General features: G+C 66.2%; 16 protein-coding genes. 13 read left to right on the top strand and 3 right to left on the bottom strand.

Annotation, left to right across the window (positions count from 1 at the left end):
• Positions 1-75 precede the first annotated feature (75 nt).
• From ACILRJ_RS06495 to ACILRJ_RS06545, 11 genes are all read left to right on the top strand, one after another.
• Complete coding sequence (locus ACILRJ_RS06495; RefSeq protein WP_395681557.1) at positions 76-1932, top strand: DUF1800 domain-containing protein; 1857 nt, start codon at positions 76-78, stop codon at positions 1930-1932.
• A gap of 7 nt (positions 1933-1939) precedes the next feature.
• Positions 1940-3355: a DUF1501 domain-containing protein gene (locus ACILRJ_RS06500; RefSeq protein ID WP_395681559.1), complete on the top strand. Its 1416-nt coding sequence runs from the start codon at positions 1940-1942 to the stop codon at positions 3353-3355.
• Between the two features lie 133 nt (positions 3356-3488).
• Positions 3489-4268, top strand: a complete 780-nt coding sequence (locus ACILRJ_RS06505; protein WP_395681561.1) for a lytic transglycosylase domain-containing protein — start codon at positions 3489-3491, stop codon at positions 4266-4268.
• A 310-nt stretch (positions 4269-4578) separates the two neighbouring features.
• The gene (locus ACILRJ_RS06510; RefSeq protein WP_395681563.1) at positions 4579-5334 is read left to right on the top strand and encodes a class I SAM-dependent methyltransferase; all 756 of its coding nucleotides are present in this window, start codon (positions 4579-4581) and stop codon (positions 5332-5334) included.
• Between the two features lie 31 nt (positions 5335-5365).
• Positions 5366-5803 (top strand): hypothetical protein, encoded by a 438-nt coding sequence (locus ACILRJ_RS06515; protein WP_395681565.1) that lies wholly within the window; start codon positions 5366-5368, stop codon positions 5801-5803.
• A gap of 66 nt (positions 5804-5869) precedes the next feature.
• Positions 5870-6334, top strand: coding sequence for a hypothetical protein (locus tag ACILRJ_RS06520; RefSeq protein ID WP_395681566.1), 465 nt, complete (start codon positions 5870-5872; stop codon positions 6332-6334).
• A complete protein-coding gene (locus ACILRJ_RS06525; RefSeq protein WP_395681568.1) occupies positions 6271-6897 on the top strand; it encodes a hypothetical protein in 627 nt (208 codons plus the stop codon). The genes ACILRJ_RS06520 and ACILRJ_RS06525 overlap by 64 nt, the downstream gene beginning before the upstream one ends.
• Before the next feature lie 212 nt (positions 6898-7109).
• The gene (locus ACILRJ_RS06530) at positions 7110-7523 is read left to right on the top strand and encodes a hypothetical protein (RefSeq protein WP_395681570.1); all 414 of its coding nucleotides are present in this window, start codon (positions 7110-7112) and stop codon (positions 7521-7523) included.
• 153 nt (positions 7524-7676) lie between these two features.
• Complete coding sequence (locus ACILRJ_RS06535) at positions 7677-8027, top strand: GFA family protein (protein ID WP_395681572.1); 351 nt, start codon at positions 7677-7679, stop codon at positions 8025-8027.
• 103 nt (positions 8028-8130) lie between these two features.
• Positions 8131-9846 (top strand): hypothetical protein, encoded by a 1716-nt coding sequence (locus tag ACILRJ_RS06540; RefSeq protein ID WP_395681574.1) that lies wholly within the window; start codon positions 8131-8133, stop codon positions 9844-9846.
• A gap of 196 nt (positions 9847-10042) precedes the next feature.
• Complete coding sequence (locus ACILRJ_RS06545) at positions 10043-10885, top strand: glycosyltransferase family 2 protein (RefSeq protein WP_395681576.1); 843 nt, start codon at positions 10043-10045, stop codon at positions 10883-10885.
• A 466-nt stretch (positions 10886-11351) separates the two neighbouring features.
• Here the strand turns inward: ACILRJ_RS06545 and ACILRJ_RS06550 are convergent, their stop codons facing one another.
• The 3 genes from ACILRJ_RS06550 to ACILRJ_RS06560 form a co-directional block, all read right to left on the bottom strand.
• Entirely contained in the window at positions 11352-12119 is a 768-nt protein-coding gene (locus ACILRJ_RS06550) for a glycosyltransferase family 2 protein (RefSeq protein WP_395681578.1), read from the bottom strand.
• Positions 12120-12141: 22 nt separating this feature from the next.
• Positions 12142-13344: an acyl-CoA dehydrogenase family protein gene (locus tag ACILRJ_RS06555; protein ID WP_395681580.1), complete on the bottom strand. Its 1203-nt coding sequence runs from the start codon at positions 13342-13344 to the stop codon at positions 12142-12144.
• An 89-nt stretch (positions 13345-13433) separates the two neighbouring features.
• The gene (locus ACILRJ_RS06560; RefSeq protein ID WP_395681582.1) at positions 13434-14228 is read right to left on the bottom strand and encodes a hypothetical protein; all 795 of its coding nucleotides are present in this window, start codon (positions 14226-14228) and stop codon (positions 13434-13436) included.
• Positions 14229-14329: 101 nt separating this feature from the next.
• Between ACILRJ_RS06560 and ACILRJ_RS06565 the strand changes: the two genes are divergently transcribed.
• Together ACILRJ_RS06565 and ACILRJ_RS06570 are read left to right on the top strand one after the other, a co-directional pair.
• On the top strand, positions 14330-15256 hold the full coding sequence (locus tag ACILRJ_RS06565; RefSeq protein ID WP_395681584.1) for an ArsR/SmtB family transcription factor: 927 nt from the start codon (positions 14330-14332) through the stop codon (positions 15254-15256).
• Positions 15253-16302, top strand: coding sequence for a homocysteine S-methyltransferase family protein (locus tag ACILRJ_RS06570; RefSeq protein WP_395681586.1), 1050 nt, complete (start codon positions 15253-15255; stop codon positions 16300-16302). Before ACILRJ_RS06565 ends, ACILRJ_RS06570 begins: the two co-directional genes overlap by 4 nt.
• Positions 16303-16314: the final 12 nt, after the last annotated feature.

A 16314-nucleotide genomic window follows, 5' to 3' on the forward strand; every position in this document is an offset into this window, starting at 1 on the left:
GCGCGATCACAGAGTGCGATGGCAGAACGTGAATAATCATGCTATTCCATCGTCACGATTTCGCCGGAGCCATCCATGGCCACTGCCGCCGCAAGCGACGCCTTTGTCGCCAAACGACGCTTGTTCAACGCGCTGTTCGCGAGCGTGGGCGCATCCCCGACCGATCCACGCCTGTCGCTGCGCCGCGCGGGCCGCGACGGGTTGCTGGACCAGGACCTGCCCGCAAGCCCTGATGCGCTGACCTTCCCGCCGCCCGCGGTGCGCTGGCTGAGCCGTGCCACCTGTGGTTTCAGCACCGCCGAGCACGTGGCGTTCATCGCGCTCGGCGCGACCGACGAGGCGCGCTGGGCTGCGTGGCTTGCGCAACAACTCAACCCTGCGGCGATCGTCGACAGCGCCTGTGACGCTCGCCTCGCCAGCGCCGCCTTCACCACACTGAACAAGACCGCCGCGCAGCTATGGGCCGCGCGCGAGGCCGTCGGCGGCAGCAACTATTTCCAGCGCATGCTGCCGATCGCCGAGACCGAGTGCGCGACCCTGATCCGGCGCATGTACAGCAAGCGCCAGCTGTTCGAGGTCATGACCGAGTTCTGGCACGACCACTTCAGCGTGTTCGGCTGGGACTACGACGGCGGCCCGATGTTCCCCGCGTTCGATCGCGACGCGATCCGCCCGCATGTGTTCGGCAACTTCCGCACGATGCTGCAGGAAACGTGCGAATCCGCCTCGATGATGTACATGCTCGACCTGTACAGCAGCGTCGCCGGGCATCCGAACGAGAACTACGCGCGCGAGCTGATGGAACTGCACACGCTCGGCGCGGAGAACTACGCCGGCATCGTGTCGAATCCGGACAGCTTCGCGAACATGAACCTGCTCGGTCACTTCACTGCCTGGAACGGCGAAGAGGAGCGCTTGCGCTACGTCGACGACGACGTCTACGAGGCCGCGCGCGCGCTCAGCGGCTGGACCATTTCCGGTTCCAACTGGTGGGGCCAGGTCGGTACCGCGCCGCTCGGCACGTTCACCTACGACGATCCGCGCCACGACCAGTCGACCAAGCACATCCTCGCCCAGTACTTCACGCCGTACCAGGGACAGGGTGACGGCACGTTCCTGTTCGACATGCTCGCGCAGCATCCGGGCACCGCGCACTTCGTCGCCGGCAAGATCTGCCGCCGCTTCGTCGGCGATTCGCCGTCGACCGCACTGGTGCAGGCGGCCGCCGACGTGTTCCACCAGCAGTCGCAGGCGCCGGACCAACTGCGCCAGGTGGTCGCACTGGTCCTGCAATCGGACGAATTCAAGACCACCTGGGGTACCAAGATGAAACGGCCGGCGACCAGCGTCGTCAGCGCGTTGCGCGCGCTCGGCGCCGATTTCACGCCGGTGCCGGACAACACGACGACCTACACCCCGACCGAGGAACTGATCGGCCGCCTGCAGGCCGCCGGCCAGCGCCTGTTCTACTGGCCGGCCCCGAACGGGTATCCGGACACGCAGGCCGCATGGTCGTGCACCGGGACGCTCGGGCTCACTTTGAAGTTGCTCCCGCGACTGCTCGAAATGCATCAGGTCGAAAGCTACAACAATGCACAGCCGTTTCTCGCGGATGTGCAGGCACAGACCCTTGCCGCATTCCCCAATGCGACCGACCGCACGGCGGCGAACATCATCGGCTACTGGTGCGACCGCCTGCTCGGCCAGCGCCCGCAACCGACGTATGGCATCGCGCTCGATCTCCTGCGCCAGGAGGCGGCAGCCACGGCACCGCTCGACTTGACCAGTGACAGCACCGACGCCGGCCAGCCGCAGCATGTCGGGATATGGCATTTCAATCCACCCAACACCCTGTCGCAGCACTACACCATCGCGCGCCTGCGAGTCGCGATCGGCCTGATCCTGTGTTCGCCTGATTTCCTGCGCCGCTGAGGACGCCATGACCGCATTCAATCGCCGCGACTTCCTCAAGGGCTGCTGCGTCAGCGCCGTCGCCGCAGGCAGCGGCAGCCGTGCCCATGCCTGGTTCACGCCGCCGCAACTGTTGCCGGCGACCGCGACCAACGACACGCTCGTCGTCGTGTTCCTGCGCGGCGCAATGGATGGCCTCAGCCTGCTGCCGCCCGGAGCATCCAGCCCGTACCGCGCCGACTACGAGGTGGCGCGCCCGAACACGGGCGTGCCGCTCAGCGGGACCGGAGCCGCGCTCGCGCTGAATGGAACCACATGGGCATTGCATCCACGCGCGTCGGGCCTGCGCAACCTGTATCAGGCCGGACACGCGGCGTTCGTCGTCGCCGCCGGCCAGGTGCGCCCGAACCCGATCGTGCGCAGCCATTTCGAGGCACAGTCCAACCTCGAATTCGGCGTCGGCGGTGGTGGCAACGGCATCGGCTGGCTCACCCGTCATCTCGTGAGCGGCGGGCTGCCAGCAAACGTGCAGCTGCCGGCGGTGTCGATGGGCAGCATCACCGCGAACAGCCTGCTCGGCAGCAGCGATGCCATCACGATGAACAGCGGCTCCGACTTCCGTCTCGACACCTTCCACTGGTCGTGGCAGAACGACGACGCCGCGCACGGCCTCGTCGGCGGCGTCCAGCGCATGAACGCGTTGTGGGCAGGCAACGCCACCCAGCTCGAACGCGCCGGCGTGGAAACACTCGGCTCGCTCGCCCTGCTGCGCCCGATCGACTTCAATCCGTACAACGCTAGCAGCCATCCGAACGGCTACCAGCCATCGGGCGGCGCCAACTACACACTCGCGTACAACGGTGGCTTCGGCGACCAGCTGCGCAACATCGCGCAGATGATCAAGCTCAACCTCGGCTTGCGCGCAGTCACGATCGACCTCGGCAACTGGGACACGCATGTCGGCCAGGGCAACCCGGCCAACAGCTACGACTGGTTCGGCAACCAGGTATCGAGCCTTTCAGACGGCCTTTCCGCGTTCTACACCGACCTTTCCAGCGACGCGTCGGGGAACCTGATGCAACGCGTGAGCGTGATCGTGGTGAGCGAATTCGGCCGGCGCGTGCTCGAAAACGCGAACAGCGGCACCGACCACGGCTACGGCAACGTGATGATCGCGCTCGGCGGGGCGGTCAACGGCGGAACCGTGTACGGCAGCTTCCCCGGACTTGCGGGCAGCGCGCTGTACGAAGGCACCGATGTCGCGGTCACCACCGATTACCGGCGCGTGATTTCGGAGGCGCTGGTTCGTCGCATGGGGAACCCGAACATCTACTACGCGTTCCCCGGCTACAGCGGCTATTCCCCGCTCGGCATCTTCCAGGGCCCCGACCTGCCGCCGGAAAACTTCGACCAGATCTTCAAGAACGGATTCGAAACGGCGTGAGGGCCGGGGCTGAACAGCATCGCGCCTGAAGGCGCTCCTGCCGCCTACGGATGCGCCCCTGCGCGCACGGGGCGCTCGCTGTTCCGGCAGATGCTCCGCTGGTTCCGCAGGGACGCGCTATACAATCGCCGCGATGATCCTGCGCCTGCTCCCTGCCCTGCTGCTCGCCAGCTGCACGTCGGCGGTGTCCGCGCGTACCGTCTATCGCTGCGTGCGCGACGGCACCGTCAGTCTCGCGACCGCGCCGGAGCCCGGCTCGCAGTGCTTCGCCAGGGAACTCGACGACAACGCCGCCGCATTGCCAAACCTGTGGGGCGCGATGGGTGTGTTCCAGGGCACGCTGTACCAGCGCACGCAGGACGGCAAGACCGTATACAGCACGCGCAACCTGCCCGGCTCGACGCGCGTGCTCGGCTTCAGCGTGGCGACACCGGCCGGTTCACCCGCGCATGCCGGACTCGGCAAGGTCGGTGCGCCGCGAATGGATGCGTTCCCGCGCGAGTTCAAGGCCGTCGCGAAGAAGACCGGCGTCGATGAAGCCTGGCTGCGCGCGATCGCACACGCCGAGAGCTACTTCGATGACCACGCCCTGTCCGACAAGGGCGCGCGCGGCGTGATGCAGCTGATGCCGGAAACGATCTCCGACTACGGTGTGAAGGACCCGTTCTCCGCGAAGGAGTCGATCCTCGCCGGCGCGAAATTGCTGAAGTCACTCGACACGCGCTACGAAGGCGACCGCACGCTCGCCGCCGCCGCCTACAACGCCGGCGTCGGCGCGGTCGCGCAATATTCCGGTGTACCGCCGTATGCGGAGACGCAGGAATACGTGGTCAAGGTGCAAGCGCTGTATGCGCGCTACCGCAAGGCGATGGGCCTGAAGGCGTTGCCGTCGCAGCTGCAACCGGCGCAGTAGCGCGATTCCTCCACGCGCGATCTCCTCCCGCTTGCGCGGTGTTCCCCCTCTCCCGCTTGCGGGAGACGGTTGGGGTGAGGGGAAGCGTGCGAAAGCGTTTGAAGTGGCCTGAGGAATGCGTAGCGGCCGACAAGGACAGCACCATAGGATGCCTTCGCACGCTTCCCCTCACCCGCGCCTGCGGCGCGACCTCTCCCGCAAGCGGGAGAGGTGACCGCATTCCTCCAAACGGGGGAGGTGATCGCGCAGGCGGGCGAGAGGCATCCACCGGCCTGCTAGAATCGCCGCCTTCCCTGTGACCGATCCTCCCATGAGCGCCGACGAACAACGCCTCCTCGACAAGACCTGGTTCTACCGCTTCAAGCTGCCGAGCGGGCGCATCACGAACACCTACGACGGCGGCGCGCTCGACCAGATCCACGAGAGCCGCCTCGCGATGCTGAAGCAGGTCGTCGAGCAGCGCTTCGGCCCCTCGCTCGCCGGCCATGATGCGATCGACATCGCCTGCCACCAAGGCTGGTTCTCGACCAAGCTGCTGGAGTGGAACGCCGACCGCGTGCTCGCCGTCGACGCGCGCACCGAACACGTCGCCGACACCACCTTCGTGCGCGACACGCTCGGCCTGTCGAAGCTCTCTGTGCTGCAATCGGACGTGCACGCGCTCGACCAGCGCGGCCTCGGCCAGTTCGACCTCGTGCTCATGCTCGGCCTCATCTACCACCTCGAGAACCCGATCGGCGCCCTGCGCCAGGCGCGCGCGCTCACGCGCCACATGTGCGTCGTCGAAACGCAGGTCGTGCCCGGCATGAGCGGCATGGTCGACTACGGCAGCTACCGCTTCGTGCGTCCGCTCAAGGGTTCGTTCGGCATCATCGACGAAACCGACGATACCCACGGGCCTGAAGCGAGCACGACCGGCATCTGCCTCGTGCCAAGCCTCGAAGCGCTGTTCTGGATCATGCGCAAGGTCGGCTTCTCGCGCGTCGAGCTCGTGCCGCCGCCCGCCGACGGCTACGAACAGCTCGTGCACGGCAAGCGCGTGATGGTCGCCGGCTACGTCGACTGAGCTGACTCCAAGCAAGCAAGTGGATTGCCTTATGGAACTGATCATCTCGGGGCGGTCAGAGGGTCTCGCCGCGGCCTCGGCCATCAATGACTTCTTCATCAGGGAAGGCACGGCAATGTACGTGCTGCAAACCCATTTGAAGTTGCTACAGATGCCATCGCTTCCGTTCCACGCACTCGGCATATATATCGAGGCATTGGACCACACGAAGCCGTCGAGCAGCCCCATCACCGTACAGCCGCAGAAAAAGCTCGTCGGCTCCCGCTCCGGCCAGTCGCAGAAGATGTACGAACTCACGATCGGCAACGGCTACTACCAGCTCGATGCACCAGCGCGCCGCGCGGCGATCTGCAGTGCGTTCGTCTCGATCGCCGAGAGCCTCGACGCCGAGTTTCCTTCAGCAGATGGTCGCGCGCTTGCGGATCGGATTCGCAGCGTCGCCCAGACCAATGCAGCCGTTGTGGCCTGACTGCTCGCAAGCGGCCGAATAATTCCTTCGCCCCTTTTTCTCTTCCACATCGCCATGACACATTCCATGCATCTCGTCTTCACCAAAGGCTCCGGCAAGCACGACCGAATGGATGTGATGCGCGACGACGTCGTGTCCGAAAGCATCGAGTGTCCGAAGCAAGGCATCATTCCGCACGACATGGTGCACTACGCGGTCGAGAGCATGCTGCACAAGCGCGGTTTCGTCGGGCGCGTGCTCGAAGGCGAAGCGGCCACGTTCCAGATGCAGGCCGAGGCCGAGAGTGACGGTGTCGAGCGCCTCGTCGAAGTGTTCCAGGCCGACGGCTGGTCAGGCTGGAATACCGCACCCGCCGACATGCTCGACCTCTACCAGGTCACCTGCAAGGCGCGCCAATGCGAGCCGCTGAACGTCGGCGAAGACGATATCGGCGCGGTGCGGCGGCGGATACTGGATCTGACGGCGCAGTGGCAAGCCGTGCCCGTGGGCAAGTCGCTCGCGGTGGGATTCGAAGACGGGGGCGCGGCCTGATTTGCGCCGAACGCGCTGGGATGGCAATCCGTTTCTGGACAATACGGAGCTGCACGATGATCAAGAATACGGCGACACCCAATGCGCTCGTTCTGATCGCAATCGCCGCCCTGCTCTTGCCATGGGCCGCCATCGCACAGCAATCCACGCCTCCCCCGGCTGTCGTCGACAATCCGGACGCAAGGCCTCCGATGACCCAGGCGGATCTGCAGATCGTGCAGCGTGCTCGCGCGTTGCTGGCGTCGCCGTCGAAATGGAATCGCGCCGACAACCGCAAGTGTCCCGACGGCGCGAAGACGCTTAGCCTGTATTGCGCGCTCGAGACGGCGACCACCGAGGTCGGAAAGACATTCGAGCATCGCGGCGCCGCGCTGCAGGAAGTCCGCTTCGTCATCGACGAGATCGCGGCCGACCGGAATTACGACCATCGGCTGATGGACTACAACAACGATCCGACCACATCGTTCGCCGATATCCAGGACGTGCTGCGGATCACCGAGAACCTGATCCGGTTGCGGTTGAAAGGAGGCGCCACGCGAACGGCTGCGCCAGCTCATCGATGATGGATCTTCGTCGCCCGATGGTCGGATTCATGCGCACATGCACGCTGCCATGCCTGGCTTTCTGGATCGCAACCTTGCTCGGGGCATGCGCGAGCGTGGAGCGCGGAGTGCTCCCGAAATCGTGCAGCGGCGTACCGGGCGACCAGCGGGTGCCGAGTGGAGGTGATGCCCCCGCGCCCGCGACGCACGGCCCCGCGGCTACGGGAAAGCTGGTGGAACTCACGGCGATCGCGCGTCCCGCGACCAGCGAGGTCATCCCGTTGCTCTATGTCTACGACGACCACGGCGTGAACGTGACTGAAGGGCACCCACTCGCCCGGATGCTCATGGCCCCTGCGTTCCGCAAGGTCGAGCGCGAGGCGTACTGGGGTGAAGTCTCTGGTGGCGGTTATTACCGGGTTCCATGGCTGGACGCCTGCTCGCAGGCATCGATGCTGCGCGATCCGCTGTTGTTTCGCGCGCCCGCGGGCGGCCTGCTGTTCGTGCAGTACCTGTCGCCGATCTGCAGCGAATGCACGAGTATCGCCACGGCCATCCACGGCGTCATCAACGCCAATCCGGCGCTGCCGGTGCGATGGGTGCGCATCAGCGTTCCGCCGGAAATCGGCAGCCTGCAGGGCGGCTGACGCCCGGCCGGATACGCGGCGCCATCCTGCCGCGATCGCGGCGCGGGCGATTCGCGACGACCTTGTTACTCGTCCTTTCACGAATGACGCGATAGATTGTCGCCGCTCCGGCAACGCGCCCTTCCACTGCCGATACCTATAAGGATCACGACGATGACCACCTACACCGGAAGCTGCCACTGCGGAAACGTCGCCTTCGAAGTCGACGGCGAGATCGACAGCGGGCTCGCCTGCAACTGCTCCATCTGCTCGCGCAAGGCGTCGCTGCTGTGGTTCGTGCCGCGCGAGAACCTGCGCCTCAAGACGCCGGAAGACGGGGCGAAGACCTACGAGTTCAACAAGCACGCGATCAAGCATCGCTTCTGCCCCGAGTGCGGAATCCATCCCTATGCCGAGGCGAAGAACAAGCAGGGCGAGCCGATGGCGGCGATCAACCTGCGCTGCATCGAGGACCTGGATCTGTCGAAGGTGCCGGTCAAGCACTTCGACGGCAAGGCGCTCTGACGCGGAGCCGGACACCCCCGTATACGGCGCGCGTGTCGCATTTCGCAATACTTCGGCGTTCTGCAGCGTAGGATGCGCCCGCATCGCATCGGGGGAGTTGCACATGAGATCCACCATCCATGGCTGGCGCCGCGCCGCGCTGGCCACGTTGCTGTCCGCAGGCTCGGCACAAGCGGCGATCGTCGTCGACCTGTCCTACGTCAGCCAGGCATCTCCCGAGTTCCAGCGCTTCAAGGCATTCGTGGATGCGCAGATTGCCGGCCAGAACCCCTACGGTTTCTCCGCAGCCGACGCCGCCTACATGTACAAGATCACCGGCCAGGCGCAGTACGCGACGCTGGCCGTGCAGACCGTCGATGCACAGGTCACCGAGGCCGAGGCCGCAATTGCCAACGGCGATGCCCCGCCGATCGCGGGTGACCAGTACCTCGACGTCGGCCCGCTGATCGAGGACGTCGCGCTCACCTACGACTGGTGCGCGACGCACGTCTCGCCGACCCAGCACACGCGCTGGGCCGCGTATGCGGAACAGGCGGTATGGAACGTCTGGAACAACAACCAGGCGCAATGGGGCGGGCACTCGCATCCTTGGCCGGGCTGGGGTGTCGACGATCCGGCGAACAACTACCACTACAGTTTCCTGCGCGCGACGATGTACTGGGGCCTTGCGTCCAACAGCGCGACCTGGAAGAACCTGCTGACCAACGACAAGTGGCCGGAACAGCTTGCCTACACCGCGACGATCCCGGGTGGCGGCAGCCAGGAAGGGACCGCGTATGGCCTGTCGCACGGTACGCTGTTCATGCTCTATCGCATCTGGCACGACTCGATGGCAGCCGATGTGGGCAATTTGAATGCGCACGTCAAGGACAGCATCGCGTGGTGGATCCATTCGACCGTGCCGACGCTCGACCGCGTCGCGCCGATCGGCGACCAGGCGCGCGTGTCCGAGCCGGTCATCTACGATTACCACCGCCACCTCGTGCTGGAAGCGCGCAAGGTGACCACGGATGCGACCGCGCAGGCGAACGCGTCGTGGTGGTTGCACAACATCTCCGACCAGGACATGGAGAGTGGGTTCAACGCGCGCCACAACCTGCTGCCCGCCGGGCCGGCCGGAACCCCACCGGCGCAGCTCGTCTACCACGCGACCGGCACCGGCCAGCTGTTCGCGCGCACCGGCTGGGACACCGGTGCGATGTGGCTCGCGTTCTCGGCCGGACCGTACGTGCAGAGCCACGCGCACCAGGAACAGGGCGCGTTCACGCTGTTCCAGGGTGACTGGCTCGCAGCGACCGAGAACATGTGGACGCACAGTGGCATCCAGCAGGGCACCGATACCAACAACGTCGTACGCTTCGACCACAACGGCACGACCATTCCCCAGCACGAAGGCACGACGTCGTCGATGACGGTGACGCCGGGCGCCGGCGGCTCCGTCCACGCCGTGGCGAACCTCACGCCGGCCTACGACGGTGATGCATCGGTCACCTCGTGGCAGCGCACGCTCGATTTCGCGAATCGCAAGCTGACCGTCAGCGACGCGTTCGCACTCGGCGCCGGCACCACGGCGACGTTCCAGGTGAACACGCCGGTGCATCCGGTCATCAACGGTCTCACCGCGACGGCCGGACAACTCAAGATCCGCGTGATCTCGCCGGCGAACGCGACCTTGACTGCGCTCGACTGGACCACGCAGAGCGACGCGAACGAGACGTTCAATTCGGGCTGGCGCCTCGACGTGCACGGTGGCACGACCGGCTACGTGGTCGAACTCAGCGCGGGCGATACGATCTTCGCGAACGGCTTCGAGCAGTAATCCTCGACGATTCCGCCCTCCCGCTATGGGAGCGCGGGAATGCAGAGCATCGCGCCTTCCGCCGCTCCCACAGAATCCGCTCTTGTGGGAGCGCCGGAAGGCGATGCCCTGCTTCGATTCGAGCAGAACGCCCGGCTGAGCCCCCGAGGTCCTGCGTGGGCTAAAATCGCACATCCCGATCTGGAAGCCGCGTGCGATGTCGAAGCCGGATGTCTCGGTGCTGTTTGCGACCTACAACGAGCCGCAGTGGCTCGAATGGGTGCTGTGGGGCTACGCGACGCAGACGCACAAGGCGTTCGAAGTGATCGTCGTCGATGATGGTTCGCGCGACGACACGCGCGCGCGCATCGACGCGCTGCGCCCGCAGATGCCGTATCGCCTGCGTCACTTCTGGCAACCCGACGAGGGTTACCAGAAGTGCAAGGGCATGAACCGGGCGATCCTGCTCGCCGAGTCGGACTACCTCGTCTTCACCGACGGCGACTGCATCCCGCGCGCGGATTTCGTCGCGCGCCACCTCGACCTGCGCGAGCGCGGTCGTTACCTCACCGGCGGGTACTCGAAGCTGCCGCTCGGCCTCTCGCAACGGATCACGCGCGAGGACATCCTCGCCGGTCGCGCGACCGACTACGACTGGCTCGCCGCCAACGGGCTCGAGCGCCACACGCTCAAGCTGCGCGTGAAACGCGAATGGCAGCGTCGCCTGCTCGATGCGATAACCCCCGTCAAGCCTCGCCTGCACGGCCACAATGCGTCCGCGTGGAAGGACGATGTCGTGCGCGTGAACGGATGGGACGAGCGCATGCAGTACGGCGGCCAGGACCTCGAACTCGGCGAGCGCCTCAACAACCTCGGCATCCGTGGCAAGACGATCCGCTACTCGGCGATCTGCGTGCACCTCGAGCACAAGCGCGGATACATGAAACCGGAGATGCGCGAGAAGAATGACCGCATCCGCGCCGAAACGCGTGCGAACCGGGCCGCGTGGACGCCGTACGGCATCGACACGCATCTGGCGGAGTGCAATGTTGCGGAGTGAAGTTGGCTGAAGGTGAGGGTGAGAACGGCTGCACACGTTGCGCGCGTACCGCCCCTACAGGCTCCGTTCGCGTTGAGCGCAGCTCGCGCAGCGAGCGAAGTCGAAACGCTCACGGCGAATCCGCCTGCACGCCCTTCGACTCCGTGCTGCGGACCTGCGCTCAGGGTGAACGGATCCTTCCTTCCAGCCATTCGCGACCTCCATTCGGCCGCTCGCGTCGAGCGCAGCTTGCGCAGCGAGCGTAGTCGAAACGCTCGCGGTGAATCCGCCTGCACGCCCTTCGACTCCGGTCCTGCGGACCTGCGCTCAGGGTGAACGGATTCTTCCTTCCAGCCATTCGCGACCTCCATCCGGCCGTTCGCGTCGAGCGCAGCTTGCGCAGCGAGCGAAGTCGACGCCACGGGGAATCCGCACGCGCGCCGTTCGACTCAGACCCGGGCACGAACGACCGGCTTACCACATACGTCTATTTGAACGCGCGCAGCCGCTGATACTTGGCCCACACGTAACGCACATGCTCGGCGTGATAGCGCCACGCACCGGGTCCATCAAGGAATCCGCCGCGCAGCAGCACGTTCTTCACGAGGTAGGCAAACGCATGCAACGCCGGCGCCACCGCTGACGCGCCTCGTCCCTCCGCGTGCGCCTGCTTGGCGAACAGTTGCGCATAGCGATCGAGCTTCGCGCGATATTCCGCTGCGCTGCGCGCCGTGTCGTGCTCCATGCGCACGCCGGAGGTGCGCACACGGCGGCTGCCGACATCCATCTTCTCGTGCACGTGGCCGGGCTTGAAGCGCAGGTCGGCGCGGAACAGGCGCTTGACCTTCTCGTTGCCCCAGCCGCCGAAACGCAGGACGGCACCGAGATAGTGCGTGCGCCGCAGCAGCTGCCAGACGTCGGCCTGCTCGACCTCGCCCGCGAAGAGTTCGCAAAGGCGCTCGGCCGCGCCATCAGCGAGCCATTCGTCGGCGTCGAGCAGGATCACCCATGGCTGGGTGGACAAAGCGATCGCCGCATTCTTCTGCGCGGCGAAGCCAAGCCAATCCTGCTGCCGAACCTGGGCGCCGGCCGCTTGCGCTTCCGCGGCCGTGGCGTCGACGGAGCCCGAGTCGAGTACCCAGACTTCGCTGCAGACGGCGGCGAGCGACGCGACGCAACGGCCGATGCGCCCGGCCTCGTTCTTCGCGATGACGACGCCCGCGAGCGGCAGCGGGCGTTGTCGTTCGATCTTCACGCCGCCTCCGGCGCGCGCGGCATCAACGCACGCCGGTCTCGTTGCGCGCGATAACGAGGCGCTGGATCTCGCTCGTGCCTTCGTAGATCTCGGTGATCTTGGCGTCGCGGAAATAGCGCTCCAGCGGCATTTCCTTCGAGTAACCCATGCCGCCGTGGATCTGCACCGCCTGGTGCGTGATGTACATCGCCGCTTCCGATGCGAACAGCTTGGCGACGGAGGCTTCGGTGCTGAAGCGTCCACCGTTCTTCTCGGCCTCGCCCTTCGCGAATGCGGCGCGCAGCACCAGCAGGGTCGCGGCGTCGAGGCGGCACTTCATGTCGGCGATCTTCGCCTGGATCATCTGGAACGAGCCGATCGGCTGTCCGAACGCCTTGCGTTCGCGCACCCATGCGAGGCTCGCTTCGTACGCCGCGCGCGACAGGCCGATCGCCTGCGAGGCGATGCCGATGCGGCCGGCGTCGAGCACGCCCATCGCGATGCCGAAGCCCTTGCCTTCCTGACCGAGCAGGTCGGCAGCGGGACAAACGTAGTCTCTGAACTCGATCTCGCAGGTGGCCGACGCGCGGATGCCGAGCTTGGGTTCGGTCTTGCCGGCATGGAAGCCGGCACGCGCGGTGTCGATGATGAATGCGGAAACGCCCTTCGCACCGATCCCCGGCGTGGTGATCGCGAACAGCACGATGTATTTCGCGACCGGACCGGAGGTGATCCAGCTCTTCTTGCCGTTGATGACCCAGTCGCCGTTCGCGTTCTTCGTCGCGCGCGTATGCATCGCCGACGCATCCGAACCCGATTGCGGCTCGGTCAGCGCATAGGCGCCGATCGCTTCGCCGGACGCGATCGCGCGCACGTACTTCTGCTTCTGCTCCTCGGAGCCGTACTTGAGGATGCCGTTGCAGTACAGCGAATTGTTGACCGACATGATGGTCGAATGCGCGCAATCGGCTTCGGCGATCTCGATCATCGCGAGCGCGTAGGCGATCGGGTCCATGCCGGCGCCGCCGTACTCGTGCGGAACTTCGATGCCCATCAGCCCGAGCTGGCCCATCTCGCGGATGTTGTCGAGCGGGAACTCGCCCTTCGCGTCGAATTCGGCAGCAACCGGCGCGATGCGCTTCTGGGCGAAATCGCGCGCGATGGCCTGGATCGACAACTGGTCGTCGGTATAGCGGAAGTCCATGGATGCTCCTGGAAGACGTGCCGGGTTGCTGCGTGCACGCATGGCGGTCACGCAGCGAAGCCACTGGATTCCCGCTCGCGCGGGAATGACGGCAGAAGGGGTTGTAGGTCGATTTTAGCGGGTATGCCGCGTCAACGCGCGGGGGCCGCGAAATCACACGGCTTGCCGGCCAGACGCTGGTCGAGGATCCACGGCAGCAAGGCCCGTTCGCCGTACGCCTGCGGCCAGATCACATGTTTTTCGCCGGGATATTCGGTATAGCGCGGCGTCCCGCCCATCGCGCGCAACGCGCGCACGACCGCGCGCGATCCGACCATCGCGCCGTCGTAACCCTTCTCCACGTCGGTGTCGTCGTCGTCGCTGCCGTGGAACACCCATTGCGGTACGTCGCGGATCGGGCCGAGACCGGCGAGCTCGGTCATGCCGGACATCGGTATCCCGGCCGCGAAGCAGCCTGGCCGTGCCTTGAGCGCGTCCCACACGCCGGTCGCGCCGTCGGAAATGCCGGTGAGATAGATCCGCCGCGCATCGATCGGCCAGCGTTCAAGTGCATCGCGCACGACCGCGGCGATGCGATCGGGCGGCCAGTAGGCGCCGGTCGTCTGCGGTGCGACGTAGACCAGCGGGATGCGGCCCTCACGCGCGGTGTCGACCAGCTCGTACGAACCGTTGCCGTCGCCGGCGAGCTGCGATTCGTTGTCGGTGCCGTCCTGCCAGTCGCCGTGCAGGAACACGATCAGTGGCAGCCTCTCGCCGTCGCGCCGGCCTTCGGTCACGACCGCGCGATACGGCACATGCCGTTCGTCCGGGGTCCAGTACTTGCCCAGCTCGGCATCCTCGAGCGCATGCACCCGGGAACCCGGCACCAGGCAGGCCACGCAAACGGCGAGCAAAGCGGCGCGCGCCGCGCGGAAACTCGATGACATCCAATCAGCATAACGCAACCGCTTGCCGCGACCGCGTTGACGCGAGCGCCGTGCCTCGCTAATCTAGCCATCCATCTTTCAATCAAGATGAAAGGATACTCGTGGACCTGGCGGCCACCTCGGCCCTGCTGCGCCTGCTGTCGGACCCGACCCGCGTGCGCCTGCTCGCCCTGCTCGAGCGCGAGGAGCTGACCGTTGCCGAGCTCTCGGCGGTGCTGCGCCTCGCGCAACCGCGCGTGTCGACGCATCTGGCCAAGCTCAAGGAAGCCGATCTCGTGCGCGACCGCCGCGCGGGTGTGTCGTCCTACTACCGTTACAACGGCGAACTCGACGCGCGCGAAGGCGCGCTGCTGCGCGCGCTCAAGGACAACGTCGACGATGCGATGCTGCGCGACGACGAGCGTCGCCTGCCCGGCGTGCTCGCCAAGCGCGCGCGCGCCGAAGGCTGGGCCGATTCGGTCGCGGGCGACATGGAGCGCCACTACTCGCCGGGGCGCACCTGGGAAACGCTCGCGCGCGGCATGACCCAGCTGGTCGAGACCGGCGACGTGCTCGACATCGCCTCCGGCGACGGCGTGCTGGCCGAGTTGCTCGCGCCGCGCGCGCGTTCGATCGTCTGCGTCGATGCGAGCCCGCGCGTCGTGGAAGCGGCGCGCCTGCGCCTCAAGGGTTGCTCCAATGTCGAAGTCCGCGCCGGCGACATGCATGCGCTCGACTTCCCCGCCGACCGCTTCGACCTCGTACTGCTGATGCACGCGCTGACCTACACCGAGAAGCCCGCGGCGGTCGTCGCCGAGGGTGCGCGCGTGCTGCGCAAGGGTGGCCGCCTGCTCGCGGCAACGCTTGGTCGCCACGCGCACCGCACCGCTGTCGAACCGTTCGAGCATCGCAACCTCGGCTTCGGCGTCGAGGAACTCGGCGGATTCGCGCGTGCCGCCGGGCTCGAAGTCATTGCCTGCGAACGCCTGACGCGCGAACGCCGCCCACCGCATTTCGAAGTCATGAGCCTGCTCGCGAGGAAACCATGAGCGCCCATCTCCCCTGGCTGAACCCGCAGCGCGTGCGCGCATTGCACGACGCGCTGTCGCAGCGCATCCTGATCATAGACGGCGCCATGGGCACGATGGTGCAAGGCTACCGTCTGGAAGAAGGCGACTACCGCGGCACGCGTTTCGCAACGCACGAGCACGACCTCAAGGGCAACAACGACCTGCTCGTGCTGACGCGACCCGATGTCATCGGCGCGATCCACACCGCTTACCTCGAAGCAGGCGCCGACCTGATCGAGACGAACACGTTCAATGCAACCTCGATCAGCCAGGCCGACTACCGGCTCGAGCACATCGTCTACGAACTCAACCGTGAAGGCGCGAAGCTCGCACGCGCCTGCTGCGACGCGATCGAAGCGAAGACGCCGGACAAGCCACGCTTCGTGATCGGCGTGCTAGGTCCGACCAGCCGCACCGCCTCGATCAGCCCGGATGTGAACGATCCCGGTTTCCGCAACACGAACTTCGAGGAACTGCGCCTTGCCTACCGCGAGGCGACCGCGGGGCTCATCGACGGGGGCGCCGACCTGCTGATGGTCGAGACGATCTTCGACACGCTCAACGCGAAAGCCGCGCTGTACGCGATCGAGGAGGAATTCGACGCCCGCGGCGCGCGCCTGCCGATCCAGATCTCCGGCACGATCACCGACCTGTCCGGCCGCACGCTGTCGGGCCAGACCGCGGAGGCGTTCTACGCCTCGGTCGCGCACAGCCGGCCGCTGTCGGTTGGCCTCAACTGCGCGCTCGGCGCGAAGGAACTGCGCCAGTACGTCGACGTGCTCGCGCAGGTCGCCGACTGCCACGTCAGCGCGCATCCGAATGCGGGCCTGCCGAATGCGTTCGGTGAATACGACGAGACGCCCGAAGACATGGCCGCCCTGATCGGCGAGTTCGCGCGCAGTGGCCTGCTCAACCTCGTCGGCGGCTGCTGTGGCACGACGCCCGCGCACATCAGGGCAATCGCCGATGCGGTCGCTGGTGTCGCGCCGCGGGCGCTGCCGTCCTCGCTCGGGATCGCCGCTTGAGAACTTCAACCG

Source organism: Dokdonella sp. (genome assembly GCF_044227025.1).
Classification (GTDB): Bacteria; Pseudomonadota; Gammaproteobacteria; order Xanthomonadales; family Rhodanobacteraceae; genus Dokdonella_A.

Bases quoted from the DNA above. Each gene is read 5' to 3' on its own strand.
- ACILRJ_RS06495 (WP_395681557.1), top strand. From the start codon at position 76: ATGGCCACTGCCGCCGCAAGCGACGCCTTTGTCGCCAAACGACGCTTG.
- ACILRJ_RS06500 (WP_395681559.1), top strand. From the start codon at position 1,940: ATGACCGCATTCAATCGCCGCGACTTCCTCAAGGGCTGCTGCGTCAGC.
- ACILRJ_RS06505 (WP_395681561.1), top strand. From the start codon at position 3,489: ATGATCCTGCGCCTGCTCCCTGCCCTGCTGCTCGCCAGCTGCACGTCG.
- ACILRJ_RS06510 (WP_395681563.1), top strand. From the start codon at position 4,579: ATGAGCGCCGACGAACAACGCCTCCTCGACAAGACCTGGTTCTACCGC.
- ACILRJ_RS06515 (WP_395681565.1), top strand. From the start codon at position 5,366: ATGGAACTGATCATCTCGGGGCGGTCAGAGGGTCTCGCCGCGGCCTCG.
- ACILRJ_RS06520 (WP_395681566.1), top strand. From the start codon at position 5,870: ATGCATCTCGTCTTCACCAAAGGCTCCGGCAAGCACGACCGAATGGAT.
- ACILRJ_RS06535 (WP_395681572.1), top strand. From the start codon at position 7,677: ATGACCACCTACACCGGAAGCTGCCACTGCGGAAACGTCGCCTTCGAA.
- ACILRJ_RS06540 (WP_395681574.1), top strand. From the start codon at position 8,131: ATGAGATCCACCATCCATGGCTGGCGCCGCGCCGCGCTGGCCACGTTG.
- ACILRJ_RS06545 (WP_395681576.1), top strand. From the start codon at position 10,043: ATGTCGAAGCCGGATGTCTCGGTGCTGTTTGCGACCTACAACGAGCCG.
- ACILRJ_RS06555 (WP_395681580.1), bottom strand. From the start codon at position 13,344: ATGCGTGCACGCAGCAACCCGGCACGTCTTCCAGGAGCATCCATGGAC.
- ACILRJ_RS06560 (WP_395681582.1), bottom strand. From the start codon at position 14,228: ATGTCATCGAGTTTCCGCGCGGCGCGCGCCGCTTTGCTCGCCGTTTGC.
- ACILRJ_RS06570 (WP_395681586.1), top strand. From the start codon at position 15,253: ATGAGCGCCCATCTCCCCTGGCTGAACCCGCAGCGCGTGCGCGCATTG.